The following is a 20069-nucleotide window of genomic DNA, read 5'->3' as shown; positions in this document are numbered from 1 at the left end:
AACATAAAGGGTATTAGGAACCTGCCCAATCGTATCTATCAACGCGATTACTGTTTCGCGTCCAAAGACCCGCAATTGATCTCGGAGATCGATCGGGCTTTGCAGATACTGCGGCAGAACGGTACTTTGGCAGCTCTCCAAAACAAGTGGTTTGTGAGCGAGCAAATGGAGCCGAAACTTGATAGCGCACAAACTATTGTCCCAGTGTTCATGGTTATCTTACTTGCTTTTGCCTTTGTCCTTGTATTGTTTTGGCACAAATCAGTCCGAAACAATACAAAGACCTTGGGAAAACTAGCTATGCTGGAAAAAAACTTACAGCAGCAAGAAAAAGAACTGAATCAATGGAAAGAAGAGTTTTCCCGCGGCCCGGTGGTCTTGTACAAGTGCAGAGTTCGCCCTCCCAAGATGCTGTTCATCTCCGAAAACGTAAGCAATTGGGGCTTTAGCGCTGAGGAACTAACCTCAACAAATGCTTCTTTCCTGGACATCGTGTTTTCTGAAGACAAAGAAAAGGTGAAACAACATTGTCAGAACCTGCAACCAGGCAAGGAATCTGCAATCTACTACAGAGTTCTGGGTCAAAACGGAGAACTATGCTGGGTGATGGATGTATGTAGAATAATAACCTCTCCGGAAGAGGAGGAATCTTGTAGATATGGTTATTTGATCGACGTAAGCGAACAAAAGAAACTGGAAGCAAGATATCTGGAAGCCAAAGAAAAGGCCGAAGCAGCAAACATCGCAAAGAGTCATTTTCTGGCTAATATGAGCCACGAAATCCGTACTCCGCTAAACGGTATCACCGGGTTTCTGCAGGTGCTTACACACATGGATGCCAGCCCGGAACAGCGCGAGATTTACAATCTCATGCATTCTTCCAGCCGCAATCTCCTGAAAATCATCAACGATATCCTGGATTTTTCCAAGATCGAAAGTGGCAAGATGGAGCTAATTGAAAGTGAATTCAACCTCCATTACATCATAGATGATATCATCAAGCAGTTTTCCCATCAAAACAAACGTGAGCATTTGGTGATGAACCACCAGATTGACGAGAGGATCCCGGATGTGATGAAAGGAGATCAGTTGCGCCTGAAACAGATCTTGATCAACCTGATGCAAAACGCAGTCAAGTTCACTCATCAGGGAAAGATTGAGATTGGCGCCGAGCTTTACACATACTCCGAAAGCGATGTCCGCATCCTGTTCCGGGTGCTGGATACAGGCATCGGCATCAATCCTGAAAAGCAAAAAGATATCTTTGACAACTACACTCAAGCAGACAGCAGTATCACCTCAAAATACGGAGGAACCGGACTGGGTCTGGCCATCGTAAAACGTTTGGTGGAGCTGATGCACGGCTTTATCTGGGTGGAAAGCCAGCCCAATAAAGGGAGCTGTTTCTTCTTTATCCTTCCCTTTAGGCAATACAATGAAATCGATGTGCCCGAACCCGAAATCAGTGCTGAAGTAGTGTATCACGATAAGAGCCTGACCGGAAAAATCCTCCTGGCCGAAGACGAACCCATCAACCAAATGGTTACCCGCCGTCAATTGGAAACCTGGGGCTTGCAGGTTGAGGTGGTTCCAAACGGTTTGGAAGCGCTAAATGCTACTAAGCAGAATGACTACGACATCATTTTGATGGATATCCAAATGCCAGTGATGGACGGTATCACTGCCACCCAAAAGATACGGGATCTGGAAGTTGCCCTGCAAAAGCATACTCCGATAGTTGCCTTCACTGCCGCAGCCTTGGTGGGCGATAGAGAACGTTTCCTGGCAGCCGGGATGGATGCCTACATTGCCAAACCAATTGACGTGGAAGAGCTGTATCAGATTCTTGGTTCTCTGCTAATTGCAGATAAAAAATAACGTGGACACTAAAGCAAAATGAAACAAGCAGCAAGACTGATCCTGATTGCCGGAGGGACCTGCTCCGGAAAGACCACCATCGCCAAGGCGATCGGACAGCGATTGAAAGACTTGAAGACTGTGATTGTTTCTCATGACAATTACTACAAGAACCTTGCCCATCTGTCTCCTAGCCAACGTGCAACTGTGAATTTCGACCATCCAGACTCAATCGACAAGGATTATCTTTTGAGAGATATCCACGATATGTTGGCAGGGAATGCGGTAAATGTTCCGGATTATGACTTTATAACCCACAGCCGTAGCGAAGGCAGTTATTGCATTGCAGATGCGGATGTAATCATTCTGGAAGGTATCTTCGCCCTGTATTACACAGAATTGCTGGAGCTGTCCGACCTCAAAATCTATGTGGATACCGATGCAGACTTGCGCTTGGCACGCAGAATGGGACGCGACATCATCGAGCGCGGCCGTGACGTGGAAAACGTTTTGGATCAGTATCTGCAGACAGTGAAACCATCTCATGAAGCCTTTATCGAACCCAGCAAAAAGAACGCTGATGTGATCATCCCGGGAGATAAAGAATTCGATAAAGTGCTGTATATGCTAAATGGCTATCTGCTCTATGAATTAGTGAGTAATACACGGCGCGGATCATAAATCCAGATCAGCACATACACGATTCTATCTGTGTCATCTACGTGCTATTCTTCCTCCATACATCACATAGTGTTGAAGTAGATATCAAGCCGTTATTATGCAGTCGTCACCCGATGATAACCCGATAATATCAGGTTCAAGTATAGATATCCAGAAGAGGGATGATAGGTTTTGTGGTACAGGCGCTCGCTGTAGCGCTACCTGCAGAACCGTAGCAATGCAGCACTCTAGCACTAACTAACTATGAACTAATGAACTGCTGCGAGTGCAGCGAGTCCTAACCCGCGAAGGCGAAGCCTGAACATTCAACATCTAGCCCCGGCAGAGGTGGTATTTAATAGCGAGGGGGTGAAGAATCAGATTGGCACACAATGTGATTCGTTTGATTGGTTACACTGAGTTCTATTTCAGGATCATTTCCTTCGTGGAAGAATAACGACCAGATGACATTTTATAATAATAGATTCCAGCCGCCGTTGTTTGGCCGGAGTTGGTTTTGCCGTCCCAGTTGAAAGAATGTTCGCCGGTTGACAGCTTTTGGTCGTTGATCAAGGTCAGAATAAGTTGGCCCTTGATGTTGTAGATTGCAACCGTCGTTAGACCGTTGTCGACCTGATTGAATTTGACGTTAGTGCTGCCCCAAAACGGGTTGGGGTAGCAGGTCAACTCAGGGTCGGGGGTGGTCGGGGTGGTGGGTCATCGTTGGACTGGGTGGTGGATAGCTCAGTCAACCAACTGGTCCACGCTAATTACTAGTGGTGCCCCATTTTGGGCCACCAGAGAAGCGACGTTGGCTATCAAGAAGATAATCAAAAAGATGCTACGAGTCCTCATCATGGGACTCATGTTTACTTTATCTATTATCTGCTCTATGAATTAGTAAGGAAACCCGGTGTAGATACTATATCCAGATCAGCACTTACTCTACTCTATTTGCGATGCAATACTATTGGATCAGAGGCACCTATCACAGTACTCAAGTTTCCTTCAATCGTTCCTGCATCAGCCGCAAAGCCGGGCTTAGGTGAGCCAGATTCTTCTTTGCCCTCGCCAACACTTTTTCCGCTTCCGCTATCTCTCCCAAGTAGATGTATGTCTTTGCCAGATTGGCGTATATCTCACTGAGGTAGGGCCATTTTCGTTCACTTTCTCTTAAGATTCGTATCGATTCCCGAGGCAAACCAGTCTTCAAAGCGGCCGCAGCAAAGCTCATCATGTGTTCTGGATTGTTTATCTTACCTGCTTCCGCGGCTTTCCGGTAGTTATAATACGATAGCATCCACATATCTTTTTGGGAGTAGATTAGCCCCGCAAACAGATAGAGTTGGATGTGTTCACCGGCATATTTCTGCGCAATCTGGATGTAGTGTAGAGCTTCATCTGTGTCACCCAGTTCCATATATTGTTCGATGATCACAAAATACACATATGGATGGTTTGGCAAGCGTTTACTAAGTTTCAACATAGTATTGATGCAGTCCCGGCTCTTTCCCATCAAAGCCTGAGCATAGCCGATATTATAGAGGATATCCTCACTGGGATTGGGAATGCGTTTGTAGTAAACTAGGGCCAGGCGATATTCACCGGTAGCCATGTAACAAGCGCCAATGGCTTGAATTATCTGGAGGTTATCCGGCTCTATTGATAATGCCCGCAGATAATGTTTGAGTGCCATGCTGTACTGCATACGAAAGATAAACAGCTCTGCCATGGAGGTATGCAAACGAGGTTCATTAGGGTGTTCATCTACTGCGCTCTGCAACACATGCATGGCATGCAGCCAGTTCTTTCTGCCCAATTCCTGGGCTTGGATGATTATCTGATCTATATTCATTGGTTCAGTTCTTGCAAAATCTCTTCTATAGCTCGTTGAAGCTGTTTATCGTTGTGGTCGCGGATATCGTTCAAACTATGTTCCACGATGATGTCCGGTATGGCTCCGGTTCCCTCCATATTGGTTCCGTCCACCTTATACCATCCCGTACCAGGCATGCGCATTGTGGAACCATCCAAAAGCTGCATCTCCCATGTACCGATCACAGCTCCGCTGGATGGGAAACCTATTACTTTACCTAGTTTTAGTTCTTTATAGATGATGGGAAAGATCTCGCCATCGGAAAAACTATGCTCGTCCACCAGTACGATGCTTGGTACATAAATGCCGTTGCTTGGCTCTACTCTGGGCAGGTTTCCGTATGATCTTCGAGTGGAATATGCGTATTGCTTCTTGGAAAGGAGGGATATTATTTTGTCGTGAACTCTGCCTCCTACGTTGCCGCGGAAGTCCAATATTATTGCCTCTTTATCGTGATTGTCACGATAGTAATCCCGGGTGAAATCCTCATAATTTTCCTCACCCATAGCAGGAACGTGGATATACCCCACTCTGCTGTTCGTGGCAGTTTCTACCATTTTACGGCTGCGCATCGTTTTGTAGTCATAGTACAGCTTACGTGCCGCTCTACCATCCAATCCGTTTAACACCCCGGAGATTTCCCTGTCCTTGCCGAGAATGGTAAAGTGGATGGTCTTGCCCACTTTGCCTACCAGAATGGAGTCTATAGGAGTAGTGGATTTGATCTTAACGCCATCCAAATGCGTCAACAGATCACCTTCTATTACTTTGTAGAACGCTGATATGCGTGTATTGGGATACACTTTGCTGATACGGATGCCTTCTGGAAGGGTTTCCGAATAATCCAGCTCCATTCCCAGATACGCAATGGGTTTATAAGTGCTTTCTTCATCTTCACGGGGATCAAAACCTGTGTGAGAGGCGTTGAGATCGCCCACCATTTCGTCTATCACGGCAGCAATCTCGGAGATATCCATAGCTTTATCAGTATAAGGAAGGTATTCTTCATAGAGTTCATTCCAGTTCAATCCATGCATATCCGGATCATAGAAGTTTTCAGCAAAACTGCCCCATACCTGTTCAAATACCTTTTGATTCATCTTCTTTTCGTCGTAAGAATAATCCAGTGCTACAGGTATTTCCTTGCGCTTCTTATCACTCAGAGAGTAGGATCGCAAAGCGCCTTTCTCCAGATAATAAAGATTATCGCCATAGAGCTTGAAGTTATCGCTTTCAGCAGTGAATACAGCTTCTTCCTTCTTGTTTTTCCCGTAGATATCACCTTTGTACAAACCGGCTTTATTATTACCGAACCAGGATTGCTCCACAAAGAGAAAGGTTGAATCGCTGATAACCTTGATGGGATACAGGTTTGACGACTGTCCTTCATAAAGAAGATGGAGGCGTTTATCAATACCCTCCCACTCTATCTCCACCGGATGCGTAACCTCCGGATGAACTTTGATCTCCATCACATACAAACCGTCTTCATCCACACTGTAGTCCTCTGTTTCCTTGTCCTCAGTTTCGTCTTTCACGCTGCTGGTGTCTGCTGCGGGCTTTGGATTCAGAATCTCATCCCAGGGATCCACATCAAACTCAAATTCATCTCTGGGTAGCAGATCCAATCGGTATAGATTGCGATTTCGTGTAAAAATGAGAGAGCGCTGGTCTTTCATCCAATGGATATTGGAAATGTTGTATTGATCCGAAAGCACTTTGCGATGGCTATCTGCAGCAAAGTCGTATATATACAGCCCGCGTATGAAATGCTTGTCGTCTATGGTTACATACGCGGCATGGCTTCCACTCTGGTTTATACTCACATTCGAAATTACCAGTTCAGGGATGTCCATTGCTTTGATGGTTTGAAACAGACTATCTGCCAAAGCCACTCTGCCGGAGTTTCTATGATCCATATAGCGTATCTGCCAACGGCCAAATTCGTCGCGGTTGATATCTCTCACGCTGAGGCTGTCTGCACCAAACCACTGCACCGGTTCCAGGCTGATTTCATGATCAATCTTGCCCCGAAAGAGGCTGGTTCTGCCCTTATGCAGCTTGAAGAGGATCAGGTTTCTATCGTCCAGAAACTCAGTTTGTGCCCATCCGGAGTGATCGCGGGTGATGGCCTTGGGTTCTCCGCCTTTAGCCGGTACCACAAAGTTGTCGTATTTATAATTGAAGGATATTAAGTTCCCTCCGGGAGATACTGAATAGTCGCTGATCTCATCCTTCATGCTGTGTTCCTGGATTGAATCTTCCCATTTATCCACAGCAAGGTTTATCTCCAGCTTTTCCACTCTGTCTTTGGAGATTTTGGTGGGATCGTACTTATAGATTTCATTGAAATGTTCAAATACAATACGGTCGTTGTTTCGGGCTATACTGATGTCACGTACGCTGAAGCGGGGCAGATCACTGGAGGCAAAAATTCGCTCAAAATCCATGTCATCCACTCTCACCAGCTGGTAGTTGTCTCCATCGGACATAGCGTAAAACACAGAATTGGAAAAATGCGAAAACACGGGATAGCGCTCAGTAATCTCTGTACTTGTAAGACGGCTATAACTCTTGCTTTCTATGTCGTAGAGATGCAGGTCTCCATTTAGGGATCCCCGGTAAGATTCTCTGTGTGCATCTCCGTAACGGCTGAAAATGATCTTGCTATTATCTGGAGACAAGCTTGCCCAATAATCCCCAATCTCACCCAGAAGAACCGGCCGTTCTCCGTTTATGGGCAATTTGTAAAAGGAGCTACCGTGTTCAAATCCGTAACCGATAGCCAGGAGGTGTTCTCCATCATTGAACCAATCCACTACAGAGTAGGTTTCGCGGATAATTACACGGGCATCACCTCCACCAGCAGGCATAATGTAAGAATAGGTTCTGCCCTCACGGTTGCTTTTGAAAGCTATCCATTGCCCGTCCGGAGACCATACAGGCCCCCATTCAGAAGCTGATGTATCGGTTAAGCGGCTGGCTACTCCGCCTTTAAAGGGAACTTTCCATAGATCGTTATCATATACGAAGCATACCTCGGTTCCATCAGGGGAGATGGCAGGGTCTTTTGTAAAACCAGGCTCCTGCGCAAACAGCGGGACACAAACCCACACTACAGCCAGCAGCACCAGATACACTCTGAATCTCATAATAATCTCCATCTATTCTTTTTCTACAAGGCTGATCCCGGTCTGACGGGATTTGATCTGGTAGGAATGCTTGAGTACCCGAAACAGCGTCTTGGCATGGACATATCCTTCCACACGCAGGCTCTTCTTTTGATCAGCGGGACGCTTTAGAAACAAGTTTAGCTGCTTGTCCAGTTCATTTTCACAACGGCGGATGCGTTCATGCAGCTCGTCCAACGCTCTGTCATCACCTTCCTCACGCAAGCGAACCGCTTCTTTTGTCATCTGCATCAGTAAAGCCCTGTAGAAAGGACTAATGGCTATTTCTATCTCGGTTTCCTCACCCTCATAGGAGCCGGCTGTTCCGATGGAGATGCTAGCTCCGGATTGGGTGAGTCCTCCACTGATCCGGCTTTCCTCATACGAGCCTGTGATGTCGCCATCACAAGCTACTGTAGAGTGTTCTATATACTCATCAAAATCTATACTCTCTTTCACATGTACCCGCGATTGCCTGATGCCGCTTACTTTCAGTGATCCAAGTACTTGAATACCCGGATTGTTACAGGATATGATGTCACCCCTTACAATCAGATCGCCTTCGGTATAGATACTGCAATCTTCCAGGTTGCCATGCACGGTAATAGACTTCGCCCCAGCAATCTGCACATTGTTCAGATCCCCTTCAATCTCCAGCTTCAGCGGACTGCGGATAAAGACATCGGTAGGAATATCCTCTGCATTTAGCTTCAACTCCGTTAATATACAGATCTTGCCTTCAGTGTCCAGATATGGGTAACCGGTAGTCTCAGCTACAAAATCCCGGGCTTCATAGCGTACCCAATCACCTGCCTGCTGCATGGCTGAGTCTTCATCTACCACCGGCGGCGTGATCAGCTCGCCAAAGATATCATAAATGCTGCCATCCCGCTCAAAAAGGTTGTCTGAAAAACTGGCTACCACATCTCCTTCTTTCACATAAGTAATGCGTCCCAGTTCTTTGAAATTCAAAGACTTCAGATCTCTTGGGATTGCTTCCGGATCGAAGTGATAGTTCAGTGCGGCTTCTTTGCCGGGGCCTTTCATACATATGGCAACAGGGAAAGGTTTATCATATTCTTTTTCGATACCGTGTTCCCGGATTAGTTGCATAGCTTCTTCAAAACCGGATTTGATGCCGGCTTCATCGATGAGGTCCAAGATTTCCTTTTCATCTACCAGACGGCCACTGCGCTTGATCGTTAGCCAAGCAGAAGAGCTGTCTTGCCTTAGTTCCAGGATTACGTTTCCGCTTTTACCGGTTAGTATCTTATTCATTGCAGATCCCGATTATGTTGATTTGGCGGTTGTTTCCCTTATCTCTACGGTAGGAGAAATAAGCGAGGTTCTCAAATGTACAATCATGATGGTTTTCGATGTTGATGTATCTCAGGCCTGCCCTCAGTAACTGCTGAAAGATGGCAGCACGCAGGTTCAAATGGCGAACATGCTTTGTATCAGGTATTAGTTGCATCCGGCTCAGGCTGTGGTTGAAGTGATGCCACAAGGCTTCACTTACCTCATAATGCTCGTCGCAGATACCGGCTCCTACATGAGCCACGATATTGGCAGGATCACAGGAAAAGTGCTCTGTCATGATATTAACAGTTTCCCCCACAATGTTTTGTCTGCTGCCTTCACGACCACTGTGGACGGCGGCAACCACCTGTTGTTGCTCGTCATACAGCAATATGGGGAAACAGTCCGCAGTCCGGATGAGCAAGTATTGTCCCGGAATATTCGTTACTAAAGCATCTGCTACCGGGATCTGGGGATGGTTGCCCAAGCCTGCCCCGCTATCTTCTTCCCTACAGATATGCACGAGGTTGGAGTGAGTCTGCTCACATATCACCAACCTATGCACAGGGATGATGTTGCCTTCCAGCTCCAAATCCTGCTGCTGCTTCATCAGACCGCGATAATCAGGTTCTTTACCTCCCAGATGCCAGAAGATCTTTTTCATTTGTTCAGCCTCAATCTGGGAGTCCGATATACCGAGGAATTGGAATTTGCCACCAGCATCTTCAGCATATCCTTGCTGAAGCGGGGAAGATTGCGCAGACTATTCAGACTCCAGATAAAGCATACCAGAGCACATAACAGCATGGATGTCTGGGGACCGTATTTGCTAGTTAGCCATCCCACCAATAAACCGCCAAAGGGGGACATGCTTTGAAAAGTCATGGTATAAGTGCTTAACACTCTGCCTCTCATCTCATCCGAAACCATTGTCTGCAGCAGGGTATTTGTGGTTGCGGTGATGTTCATCATGCCAAAACCGATAAACAGCATCATCAGCATGCTGAGATACAGAAATGTGCTGTGTGAAAACAGGATGAGCGCAGAGCTTGCCACCAAGCCGACTACAATCAAGCGCATTTGCATACCTTTGATGTTGCTCCTTGATGCCAGGACAAAAGCACCGGTTAGTGCCCCAATGCCGGCAGTGGACATCAACAAGCCCTGAGTTCCGCTATTTCCATGCAGGATGTCCCTGGCAAATACCGGTAGTAATGTGGAATAACTAAAACCAAACAGCGTGTAGATCGCCAGGTTCATGATCAGATAGCGTATAGGAAAACTCTGATATGCATACTTCCAGCCCTCGGCAATCTTTCTTAAAGTGGATTCTGTTCTGGGTTTTAGCTTGGGATACTCAATGTGTATAAAAAACAAGGATACTATCACGGGTATATAGCTGGCAGCATTGATGGCAAAACATACTCCTTCGCTAAAGAGCACTATCAGCAAACCACCCACTGCCGGGCCGATCAGGCGAGCTCCGTTGAACATAGCGCTGTTAGTAGCGATCGCATTGGGCAAAAGCTTTTTGTCCCCCACCAGATCTATTAGCAGGTTTTGCCGCATGGGTGAATCAACCGCTTCGATCATGCCCTGAAACAAGGCAAGGAGTAGTATGGGATACTGCACATATTCGTTGATTACACCAGTGAGAACCAGAATTGCCAGCAAGCTGCTTTGTACACAAAAGGCTATTTGAGTACCAATCACCATCTTATGTCTGTTCAGACGATCTACCCAGGCCCCCACAAAAGGAGAGATAAACACCGATGGGATCATGGAAAGGAAGGTCACTACTCCCAAAAGCAAGGCAGAATTGGTGAGGCGATACACAAACCATCCCATGGTGGTTCGCTGGATCCAGGTACCGATCAGTGACACTACCTGACCACTGAAAAAGATCCGGTAATTGCGGATACTCAAGGAGATAAAGGTTCGTTTTATGAAGCTAAACATCAGAGGATGAAACGGGAGAGATCCTCGCTCTCTATCACCGGACTCAATCTGGCATTCACCATCTTTTGGCTGATGTTTACCTTCTTTAGCTTGGGATCCGGCATTTGAAAGAGAAAATCGTCTAATAAAGTATTCAAAATAGTATGCAGGCGACGCGCTCCGATGTCTTCCATCTTCTCATTAGCCGCTGCCGCATAATGCGCAATAGTTTTGATAGCATTACTGCTAAAGCTCAGTTCCACGCCTTCGGTGGCAAAAAGCTCTCGATATTGCTTGGTCAAAGCATTCTCAGGTTCTTCCAGAATGCACACAAAATCCTGTTCCGTAAGGCTGCTCAATTCCACTCTGATGGGAAAGCGACCCTGAAGCTCTGGAATCAAGTCACTGGGTTTCGCTTGAGAAAAAGCACCCGCTGCGATGAACAGGATGTGGGAGGTATCTATTGGCCCGTATTTTGTGGGCACACTGCTTCCCTCCACGATGGGCAACAAGTCCCGCTGTACTCCGCTGCGGCTAACATCTATGCCGCCGTGTTTATCAGTATTGGCGATTTTGTCGATCTCATCGATGAAGACGATGCCGTTTTCTTCCACTGCCTTCTTGGCGCATTCCGCAACCTTGTCTTTGGGCACCAAATGTGCCACTTCCTGTTCTGTAAAGGTCTTCAAAGCGTTCGAGACCGTAGTCTTATGCTTCTTTCCTCCTCTACTGGGCAAAATGTTTGAGAGCATATCGCTAAAATCCAAATCCAGAGTTTCCAAACCGAAATTGCTCATAATCTCAAAATTGGGTAGGTTATCCTCGCTGAATTCGATCTCAATCTCTTTGTCATCCAGCTTTCCGGATAGCAGCTTTGTTCTCATTTTGTCCCTACTGCGTTTCTGCCGTTCTACGAAATCCGGATCCTCACTATCCCCTTTTCTGCGCTTGAGCGGCAAGAGAACGTCCAAAACCTTCTCAATAGCCAGCTTCGTAGCATCGTCACGCACCTCTGCCACCATCCGGGCACGGGTCTGAGTAACCGCGTAATTCATCAATTCCCTGATCATGGATTCCACATCACGCCCCACATAGCCCACCTCAGTGAACTTTGATGCTTCCACCTTGATAAACGGTGCATCCACCAATCTGGCAATACGGCGGGCGATCTCGGTCTTCCCCACTCCAGTAGGCCCGATCATGATGATGTTGTTTGGCATTATCTCGCGCCTTAAATCCCCCTGCACACGCTGACGGCGCCAGCGGTTACGAAGGGCAATTGCCACACTGCGCTTGGCTGCAGATTGGCTGATGATGTACTTATCCAGCTCCTCCACAATCCGCGAAGGAGTCAATTCGTTAATATCTACCACTACAAAACCTCCAGAGTGAACTGATCATTTGTATAAACGCAGATCTCGGAGGCAATTTTCATGGCTTCCATTACGATGGTCTCTTCCGAAAGCTTGGTATTGCGCATCAAAGCCCTGGCTGCTGCAAGAGCATAGTTACCCCCGCTACCGATGGCGATTAGTCCGTCATCCGGTTCCATCACATCTCCCACTCCGCTTATCATCAGGATGCCGGATTTGTCTCCCGCAATCAGCATTGCTTCCAATCTGCGCAGATATTTATCCTGTCTCCATTCTTTGGCCAAGTCAACCGCTGCTTTCTTCAGATTTCCTTTATTCACTTTCAGCTTTTCTTCAAATTTCTCCAGTAGTGTAAAAGCATCGGCTGTAGCGCCGGCAAAGCCAGTGATTACCTTGTCTTCAAAGATGCGGCGGATTTTCAATGCTTTGGCTTTTACCACTGTATCTCCCAAGCTTACCTGACCATCTCCGCATAATGCGGTTTTACCCTTTCTGTGTATTCCGATTATTGTAGTACCATACATGTTATTCATTGTTGTCTTTTGTTTCCTTTTCTGCACTCTCTGCTTCTGTGAGCTCTGTATCTTCCTTGTTATCTACAGAATGCTCGAAGCGCATCTCTTTAGCGCGCTCAAATTTGGCTTCCACCAAGGCTTTAGCATCGCTCTCCAGATTGTCCAGGATCAGGCTGAAGATTTCCTCTGTGCCCAAAGTCTCTTTTTCCTGTAGTTCAATAGCCATTTTATCCAGAAGATCACGGTGCTTCAGCAAGATCTCTTTGGCTGTCTCATGCGCTTCAGTGATGAATTTCCGGATCTCGCTGTCCACCATGCGGGAGGTTTCGTCGCTGTACACATCCCGGGAACCAATCTCTTTGCCCAGAAAAACCTCATTGTGCTCTTTGCCGATGGTCATGGGTCCCACTACATCACTCATACCCCATGAACATACCATTTTCTTGGATATATCTGTAGCGCGCTCCAGATCATTTCCCGCTCCTGTAGTCAATTCACCAAATACCACTTCTTCCGCGGCTCTGCCGCCCAATAGTGATACCATGAATTGCTTCAGATAATTGCGGGAATACCCCGTTTTATCGCTTTGCAGATAGTGAGTAGCGCCTCCGGTGAATCCACGCGGGATGATGCTCACCTTGTGCACCGGTTCCACCTTATCCTGAAAAATGCTAGTGATCACATGGCCAATTTCGTGATAAGCAGTAAGGCGTTTATCCTCTTCGGGAATCACTCTGCTTTTCTTTTCTTTGCCCAGAGTAAGCTTGTCCTTAGCTTCTTCAAAATCTGTCATCTGAATGCTGGCTTTGTTCTTACTGGCAGCTATCAGCGCCGCTTCATTCACCAGATTTGCCAGATCCGCTCCGCTAAATCCCGGAGTTCCGCGGGCAATGATTTCCAGATGAACATCGTCTCCCAGAGGAACCTTATCTGAATGCACCTTCAAAATCTCTGTCCTGCCTTTGATGTCCGGGAGATCAACCGTTACTTGACGGTCAAATCTGCCGGGACGCAGCAGTGCGGGATCCAGAATGTCGGGACGGTTCGTTGCGGCTATAATGATCACTGCCTCATTGGGTTCAAATCCATCCATTTCCACCAATAGCTGATTCAGGGTTTGCTCCCGCTCATCGTGGCCACCACCCAATCCGGTTCCCCGATGCCTGCCCACCGCGTCGATCTCGTCGATAAAGGTGATACAGGGAGAATTCTTTTTAGCGGTTTCAAAGAGGTCGCGCACCCTCGCAGCCCCTACTCCTACAAACATCTCCACAAAATCCGAACCTGATATGCTGAAAAACGGTACTCCCGCTTCTCCGGATACGGCTTTTGCCAATAGGGTCTTACCGGTTCCAGGACGCCCTATGAGCAACACTCCCCGGGGAATCCTTCCACCCAATCTTCGGAAACGATTGGGATCTTTCAAAAAATCCACTATCTCTTGCAGCTCTTCTTTGGCCTCATCCACACCGGCTACATCCTTGAAGGAAATCTTGGATTTGCTTACCTCATGCAGGCGTGCCTTGCTTTTGCCAAAACTGAATGCTTTCGAATTCTGATTGGTCATCCTTTTCATAATCAAGAAATAGAAGGCTATCAGTATTATGAACGGCAAGAGCGACACCAGCAGACTGGTCCATCCCGCTGGTTTGACCGTGAATACTTTGATGCCCCGAACCAGAAGACTGTCCACCAGACGCGCATCATCAAAGGGGATGGTAGTGTGGAATTTCCGTTTTGACACGTCGGTATATACGATATCCCGGTCTGTAAACTGTACTTCTTCAATGGTATCATTATTCACCCGGGCCATAAAGTTGCTGAAGCTTTCCTTGGTTACTGTCTCACGCGAACCGCCATAAGTAAGCCATAAACTGATTGCCAGCATGATGATGATTACTATGAATGGAGTCCAGAATTTCGATTTTTTCGCTGGTGCGATCGGCTGTCCCTGTGCATCTACTTTGGGAGTTTCCGGTTGATCTTTGGAGTTCAACCGACGCTTGGCCTGGAGCATTCTGAACAATCCGATCACAGAGATCAGGATAATGCCATAGACAAACCATCTCAGCATGCTGGTAAAGCCATCCATAACTGCGGGAATCTCGCCCAGAGCGGGATTCAGGCTATCTGCTTTTTGCGCATACAGACTGCCTATGCCTGTCATGATAGCTGCGATACAAGTATATTTCATGTGTAACACTCTTCCTTTAGTATCCCAATATAGGGCAGATTGCGGTACCGTTCGGCATAATCCAGGCCATAGCCCACCACAAACTCGTTACCTACTTCAAAACCCACATATTCAAATATAGTCTCAATCTTGTGAGCCTCAGGCTTATCCAATAAAACACAGGTCCGCAAGCTCGAGGGTTTATGCTTCCAGATATAATCCTTGATATACTGTAATGAGAGGCCGCTATCCACGATGTCTTCCACGATGATCACATCTCTACCGGCAATATCCAGATCGATGTCTTTACGAATCTTTACAATTCCGCTGCTACTGGTTCCCGCACCATAACTGGAGATGGCCAAAAAGTCGATCTCGATGGGAATGCTAACTGCGCGCACTAAATCGCTCATAAAGATAAAAGCGCCCTTCAACACTCCGATTATGACCGGAACCTTGCATTCATAATCACTATTGATTTGCTGCCCTATCTCTCTGATGCGCTTTTGAATACGCCGCTCATCAAAAAGCACTGCCGATATATCACAATTCATCAGATTCATTGATTCCTCTCTTCTTCCGGCTCGCTGCCCGGTTAGATTTATTGATTAAGTTTTCTGCATCGATGCACAAATAACGACTGCTATTTGCATCGTATCGTACCCGATTGTCTAGGCGATACGGACAAATCCACAAGATTTTTTCGTCATCCTCAAGAATGGGTATCATATCCCTATCGTATTTAGCTACTTTTTCGTCAATAAAAAAGTCTTTCAGCTTCTTGAAACCATTCATTCCAAAGGGAATAAAACGATCCCCTTCCCGGCGGCTGCGAATCCGGATCTTGCCTACAATCTTCCCCGCATCCAGGATCACCCTGGTTCCCATCACTTCTTCATCGTCGGCTGGCAATACCTTGAGGTATCTGAAGCTGAAACGATGATCCATGTGAACTGCCCGGGAGCGATCACTTTCGATCATAAGTTCCTGCGTGGGCGGAGCTTTCACATCCTCTTCAAAACTGCTGATAAGGAGCTCTTGATAACGCTTGATGGCATACACCTGATGCGGCAGGCTTATGTATTTGCTGCCCATAGCATCAAGGAGCCCCTCAATCTCGCGCAGATTGCTCTGGAAGAAATCCTGAGTTGTCCCGCTTACCATGCTGTATGCCTCGCGCAACAGGTAAAAACACTCAATTTGCGGAGCTTTTAGCAGGTCGGGAATACTTATGATCACCCTGCCGTGGCTATTGTCCAAACAGATCTTCTTGTACCGTCTCAAGGCTCGTTCCAAGATATACTGTTCGGCTTGCCGCAATATCGTAGCTTCTTCGGCAAGCTTGTCTCTGATCTGCGGATTATAATTCTCTGCCAGATGGGGCATCAAGGTATTCCGAATCCGATTTCGGGTAAAACGCGGATCCTCGTTCGATGCATCTTCCCGCCAGGCGATATGGTTTTCCCTTAAGAGAGCCTTTAGCTCCTCGGGACCAAAGGCCAGCATAGGGTGCGCGATCACACCCTGAATAGGCTTGATTCCCGCCATCCCGCTAAGCCCGGAACCCCGGAAAAGATTTAATAACACTGTCTCTGCCAGATCCGATTTGTGATGAGCAAGCAGTATTTTATGAAAACCATAGCTTTGGAGAATCATCTGAAAGGTCTCAAACCTGGCTTGTCTGGCGCGGTTCTCCAAGTCCCGTTCTCCTTCCAGCTCTATGCGCCGGATTATAATCGGGACATTCAATTGCATGCAAATGCGCTTGATCTGTTGCTCATCCTGATCGCTTTCCTCCCCTCGCAGTTGGTGGTTGATGTGCACCGCAAGCAAGGAGAAGTTTTCGCTGTGGCGTAAGCGCGAAAACAGGTACAGCATCGCTGTGGAATCCGCACCGGCCGATACAGCCAGTAAAAGCTTCTCCCCCTTGTTGAGGATCCGCTCCTGCGTGCTATAGTCCACTAAACGCCTAAGATATTCATTTACAAGGCTCATCTCATCTCCGCCAGATTTTTTCCCATATTACACAAGTCTTTTCGAAATGCCCAAGCTGTCAACTCTTATCTGCATCTTTTGGATATGCATCTTGTATCTTGCATCCGCTAATTCATCATGATACTGTCTTCTGATTTTGTGATGTGACACTGATGGATATCTTCACTACAGTAATCCATGGAACCCCGCAAACGAAAAAACGGCTGGGAAAGTGTCGCTATGCTCTCCCAAGCCGGCTTGTTTATTGATCTTATGGTCAGTGCTTTTCTACTGGTACCCAAATCTCCATTACAGACTGGGAATCACCAAACTGAAAGCGTTGATCGTACAGCTCGAAATCATCCGCTTTTTTACGTTCATAACCACTCTCTGGCAACCAGTTATTATAGATGAAATCATAGGTCTCGGATAATGTGTCCAAAGAACCATGATGCTCGAACACAGCGTAGTCTGCTGCGGGAACATCCCTATAAACCAATCCTATGGGACAGTCCTTCTCCGGAGGATATTCCACTCCGGCCAGATACGTGAAGGGAGTATCCTCGTTCATCTCGATGTGATCCAGATAATAACAGATACCCAAGACTCTTCCGGGATGTAGCGCATCCGGAACCTTGCTGCATATTTGCTGGTTAAAGTCATTCCATAAAGCAGGTATATTATTATTCTTCATGGTGTTCTCACACGTAATTCCCACTACTCTGAAGGCATCCATGTGTTTGATCTTTGCTTTTAGCATTTTTACTCCTTTAGTAAGCGGTGATATAGAGTTAAAATATTGTAAAGGACCTACCTGGCGTCTTAACTTCCCGGGCGTGACGCCATATACTACAGTGAACGACCTGGTAAACGCTTCCTGAGATTCATACTGATACTCGCCGGCAAGCTGTTTGATAGGCTTTGCGGTAAAGACTAATTCTTTGGCCGCTTCACTCATCCTGCGTTTACGGATGTACTCCCCCACCGTGATTCCCGTGGAAGCCAGAAATACTCGGTGAAAGTGCCAGGCAGACATATTGGCTTTTTCGGCGATGTCTTCCAAAATCAGCTTTGTCCTCAGCCCCGCTTCTATATAACGGATTGCTTTGTCCAGATTGTTCTTGTTTGGCATATTTGTTCCTATCGCGCTTTGATAATATTTGCTGTATCAGGCGCAGCAGGATCAGTCAAGAAAAAAGATTTGACATTTTTTGCTCCTTTCCTGAATAGATGCGTACGACCAGGGACAGCGAATGTCCAACCATTCTTCCCAATTGAGCCCCATATCATACGACCTCATGATTACGCCATCACCGAGTCCAATGAGGAAATCTTCATACATAAACCTGTCTCGAGTCCCCATATTTGGTGTAAATTCCAATTCTTTGCACCTCAAAGTCTCTGAAACATCTGCTAAACCTTTTCTTCAGTTTATTATATTTAGAGCCTATGAACCAAGATTATCCTACTAGATTTTATGTCAACATTTTCTCTGCATTTCTACAGTCCGCATTATATTATTTTTGATAATCTTACCTGGCATTTATCATTAATAGAAACCTCAATACGTGAAACACCCATTCTATGAATCCTAGGAGTTATCTGCGGTTCATAGCAGGATACAGAGCATCTCCGGACAACAATGATTTAATTAGATACAACTGTAGTTCAGAAACAAATTATCGTCCATTACTGGATACACTTTCTCTTGTAGCACAATCCATTATCAGATCATCTGCCAATCCTGAATTTGAGCTTGTGATACTGCCTGCCGTTAAATTCCAACACCTTATCATTTTCGATAATTTCAAAACCGATACTAATGGCCAAATGCACCATCCTTTCATTACCAGACCATGTTTCACAGTAAATGTAATCCAATTCATGGTTTTTAAACATGTATCCAATCCACTTTTGCAATGCCTCACGGCCTATTCCCCTGCCCCAAAAATCCTCCTCCGGGATGGAAATGCCTACTGCCAGAAAGCCCGGCTTACTCTCAATGTAATAAGAAGATACCCAGCCAATATGTGTGCCATCTACTTCAATTTCAAGGCGGGTTTTTATCTCTTGGGGACCTTTTGATAGTCTGTTAGATAGCCTCTGGATAAAGCTCTGAGCAAATGTATCACTCATTTCTTCCCAAGGTGCATCCCATTTGGTCCATTCGAGCCCTTTCTTAAACCATTTTCGATAATCGTTCAAGTCAGCTTCGGTCAGGTCCCGTAAAGTAACTTTTTGTCCGTTTATCTCGTAAAGCATTTCAATACCCTCCCATATTCATGCGTTCCAGATACTCTGTGTAAATTCATCTATGTCCTCAGCCCCGCTTCTATATAACGGATTGCTTTGTCCAGATTGTTCTTGTTTGGCATATTTGCTCCTGTCGCACATTCAGCATGCTTATAATACTTGTCGTAGTAGTGATTGCTGAATCGCCGTGCAACATCGAACTCATGCGATCCCTAGACCGCCTGTAATCTATATTTCTTTATTCAGATACTGGTATCCCGGAATTTCTGGCAGGAGTTCCTCTTCAACCGCTGTTTTCACAGAGCGGCAAGGAAGTTGCAGCTCCACAATCTGTTCTCTGGTGATGGTCTTGAGATTCACCTGTTCCGGATATTTTGCCTGCATTGCCCACATCATCTTGATGTACAGGCTGTACCAGGAAGGTAAGCGAACAGTTTCATCGCGCTCTCTCAATTCTATAAAATACATACGAAAATCGTGACGATAGCCTTCGCTGGGATTGATCGCCTTGATTTGTCGGGAGATATCCCGATAATCATTGTTTTGGGGTTGAATCGGCATCTTGGGGACGCGCCGCATCAGGGTGCGTTTCAGACCTGGGTGATAGTAGTATATAGCTCCTTCCAGTTTCCCGGAAAAGCCATTAATACCTGCTTTTACATGTGCTTTCATTGCTATCCTCCTGTTTTTTCCCCATTTTGCTTGCCCCCTTGTGGCTGTCAATTACTTATTTATCCCCCCTTAATCAAGCGTTAATAATTAAGGCTTGATTAAGACATAATTAAGATATGATTAACGCTGTGAAGAGAGGAAGATTGATGTTTCCTGAATTTTAGTTGACATTTTAGTTGACATGGAGAGTCACCCTTTTAAGTATACAGGCAAGTCCGTTGAAGATAGTACAGAGGAGAACGATGGATAAGTTATTGTCATACAGAACGATGGTTAATCCAGCCTATGGGATAAAGGAGGTGGAGTTTT

General features: G+C 46.3%; 15 protein-coding genes. 2 read left to right on the top strand and 13 right to left on the bottom strand.

The window, feature by feature from the left end:
* Together PHF32_06730 and udk are read left to right on the top strand one after the other, a co-directional pair.
* Nucleotides 1-1878 (top strand): ATP-binding protein (locus PHF32_06730; protein MDD4560413.1); only part of this gene is annotated, 1878 nt, incomplete at its 5' end.
* An 18-nt stretch (nt 1879-1896) separates the two neighbouring features.
* Nucleotides 1897-2538 (top strand): uridine kinase, encoded by a 642-nt coding sequence (udk, locus tag PHF32_06725; GenBank protein MDD4560412.1) that lies wholly within the window; start codon nt 1897-1899, stop codon nt 2536-2538.
* A gap of 976 nt (nt 2539-3514) precedes the next feature.
* On the opposite strand, the gene PHF32_06720 is transcribed toward udk, so the two are convergent.
* The 13 genes from PHF32_06720 to PHF32_06660 all read right to left on the bottom strand — a co-directional run bounded on the left by PHF32_06720 (nt 3515) and on the right by PHF32_06660 (nt 19760).
* Entirely contained in the window at nt 3515-4372 is an 858-nt protein-coding gene (locus PHF32_06720) for a hypothetical protein (GenBank protein MDD4560411.1), read from the bottom strand.
* Nucleotides 4369-7545: a S41 family peptidase gene (locus PHF32_06715; protein ID MDD4560410.1), complete on the bottom strand. Its 3177-nt coding sequence runs from the start codon at nt 7543-7545 to the stop codon at nt 4369-4371. Before PHF32_06715 ends, PHF32_06720 begins: the two co-directional genes overlap by 4 nt.
* A 12-nt stretch (nt 7546-7557) precedes the next feature.
* Entirely contained in the window at nt 7558-8841 is a 1284-nt protein-coding gene (locus PHF32_06710) for a FapA family protein (GenBank protein ID MDD4560409.1), read from the bottom strand.
* Nucleotides 8834-9526 (bottom strand): polyphenol oxidase family protein, encoded by a 693-nt coding sequence (locus tag PHF32_06705; GenBank protein ID MDD4560408.1) that lies wholly within the window; start codon nt 9524-9526, stop codon nt 8834-8836. Before PHF32_06705 ends, PHF32_06710 begins: the two co-directional genes overlap by 8 nt.
* Nucleotides 9523-10821 (bottom strand): MFS transporter, encoded by a 1299-nt coding sequence (locus PHF32_06700; GenBank protein MDD4560407.1) that lies wholly within the window; start codon nt 10819-10821, stop codon nt 9523-9525. The genes PHF32_06705 and PHF32_06700 overlap by 4 nt, the downstream gene beginning before the upstream one ends.
* Nucleotides 10821-12164, bottom strand: a complete 1344-nt coding sequence (gene hslU / locus PHF32_06695) for an ATP-dependent protease ATPase subunit HslU (protein ID MDD4560406.1) — start codon at nt 12162-12164, stop codon at nt 10821-10823. The genes PHF32_06700 and hslU overlap by 1 nt, the downstream gene beginning before the upstream one ends.
* A gap of 8 nt (nt 12165-12172) precedes the next feature.
* The gene (gene hslV, locus PHF32_06690; GenBank protein MDD4560405.1) at nt 12173-12697 is read right to left on the bottom strand and encodes an ATP-dependent protease subunit HslV; all 525 of its coding nucleotides are present in this window, start codon (nt 12695-12697) and stop codon (nt 12173-12175) included.
* A 1-nt stretch (nt 12698) separates the two neighbouring features.
* A complete protein-coding gene (gene ftsH, locus PHF32_06685; protein MDD4560404.1) occupies nt 12699-14882 on the bottom strand; it encodes an ATP-dependent zinc metalloprotease FtsH in 2184 nt (727 codons plus the stop codon).
* Nucleotides 14879-15415, bottom strand: coding sequence for a hypoxanthine phosphoribosyltransferase (hpt, locus tag PHF32_06680; protein MDD4560403.1), 537 nt, complete (start codon nt 15413-15415; stop codon nt 14879-14881). Before hpt ends, ftsH begins: the two co-directional genes overlap by 4 nt.
* A complete protein-coding gene (tilS, locus tag PHF32_06675; protein ID MDD4560402.1) occupies nt 15405-16856 on the bottom strand; it encodes a tRNA lysidine(34) synthetase TilS in 1452 nt (483 codons plus the stop codon). The genes hpt and tilS overlap by 11 nt, the downstream gene beginning before the upstream one ends.
* 256 nt (nt 16857-17112) lie before the next feature.
* On the bottom strand, nt 17113-17967 hold the full coding sequence (locus tag PHF32_06670) for an AraC family transcriptional regulator (GenBank protein ID MDD4560401.1): 855 nt from the start codon (nt 17965-17967) through the stop codon (nt 17113-17115).
* 599 nt (nt 17968-18566) lie between these two features.
* Nucleotides 18567-19097: a GNAT family N-acetyltransferase gene (locus PHF32_06665; protein MDD4560400.1), complete on the bottom strand. Its 531-nt coding sequence runs from the start codon at nt 19095-19097 to the stop codon at nt 18567-18569.
* Nucleotides 19098-19316: 219 nt separating this feature from the next.
* Nucleotides 19317-19760: a hypothetical protein gene (locus PHF32_06660; protein MDD4560399.1), complete on the bottom strand. Its 444-nt coding sequence runs from the start codon at nt 19758-19760 to the stop codon at nt 19317-19319.
* Nucleotides 19761-20069 lie beyond the last annotated feature (309 nt).

The organism is Candidatus Cloacimonadota bacterium, assembly GCA_028706475.1.
Lineage (GTDB): Bacteria > Cloacimonadota > Cloacimonadia > Cloacimonadales > Cloacimonadaceae > UBA5456.
Note: the sequence above shows the minus strand (reverse complement) of the source record. Positions and strands in the feature narration are given on the sequence as shown.

Bases quoted from the DNA above. Each gene is read 5' to 3' on its own strand.
- udk (MDD4560412.1), top strand. From the start codon at position 1,897: ATGAAACAAGCAGCAAGACTGATCCTGATTGCCGGAGGGACCTGCTCC.
- PHF32_06720 (MDD4560411.1), bottom strand. From the start codon at position 4,372: ATGAATATAGATCAGATAATCATCCAAGCCCAGGAATTGGGCAGAAAG.
- PHF32_06715 (MDD4560410.1), bottom strand. From the start codon at position 7,545: ATGAGATTCAGAGTGTATCTGGTGCTGCTGGCTGTAGTGTGGGTTTGT.
- PHF32_06710 (MDD4560409.1), bottom strand. From the start codon at position 8,841: ATGAATAAGATACTAACCGGTAAAAGCGGAAACGTAATCCTGGAACTA.
- PHF32_06705 (MDD4560408.1), bottom strand. From the start codon at position 9,526: ATGAAAAAGATCTTCTGGCATCTGGGAGGTAAAGAACCTGATTATCGC.
- PHF32_06700 (MDD4560407.1), bottom strand. From the start codon at position 10,821: ATGTTTAGCTTCATAAAACGAACCTTTATCTCCTTGAGTATCCGCAAT.
- hslV (MDD4560405.1), bottom strand. From the start codon at position 12,697: ATGTATGGTACTACAATAATCGGAATACACAGAAAGGGTAAAACCGCA.
- ftsH (MDD4560404.1), bottom strand. From the start codon at position 14,882: ATGAAATATACTTGTATCGCAGCTATCATGACAGGCATAGGCAGTCTG.
- hpt (MDD4560403.1), bottom strand. From the start codon at position 15,415: ATGAATTGTGATATATCGGCAGTGCTTTTTGATGAGCGGCGTATTCAA.
- tilS (MDD4560402.1), bottom strand. From the start codon at position 16,856: ATGAGCCTTGTAAATGAATATCTTAGGCGTTTAGTGGACTATAGCACG.
- PHF32_06670 (MDD4560401.1), bottom strand. From the start codon at position 17,967: ATGCCAAACAAGAACAATCTGGACAAAGCAATCCGTTATATAGAAGCG.
- PHF32_06665 (MDD4560400.1), bottom strand. From the start codon at position 19,097: ATGCTTTACGAGATAAACGGACAAAAAGTTACTTTACGGGACCTGACC.
- PHF32_06660 (MDD4560399.1), bottom strand. From the start codon at position 19,760: ATGAAAGCACATGTAAAAGCAGGTATTAATGGCTTTTCCGGGAAACTG.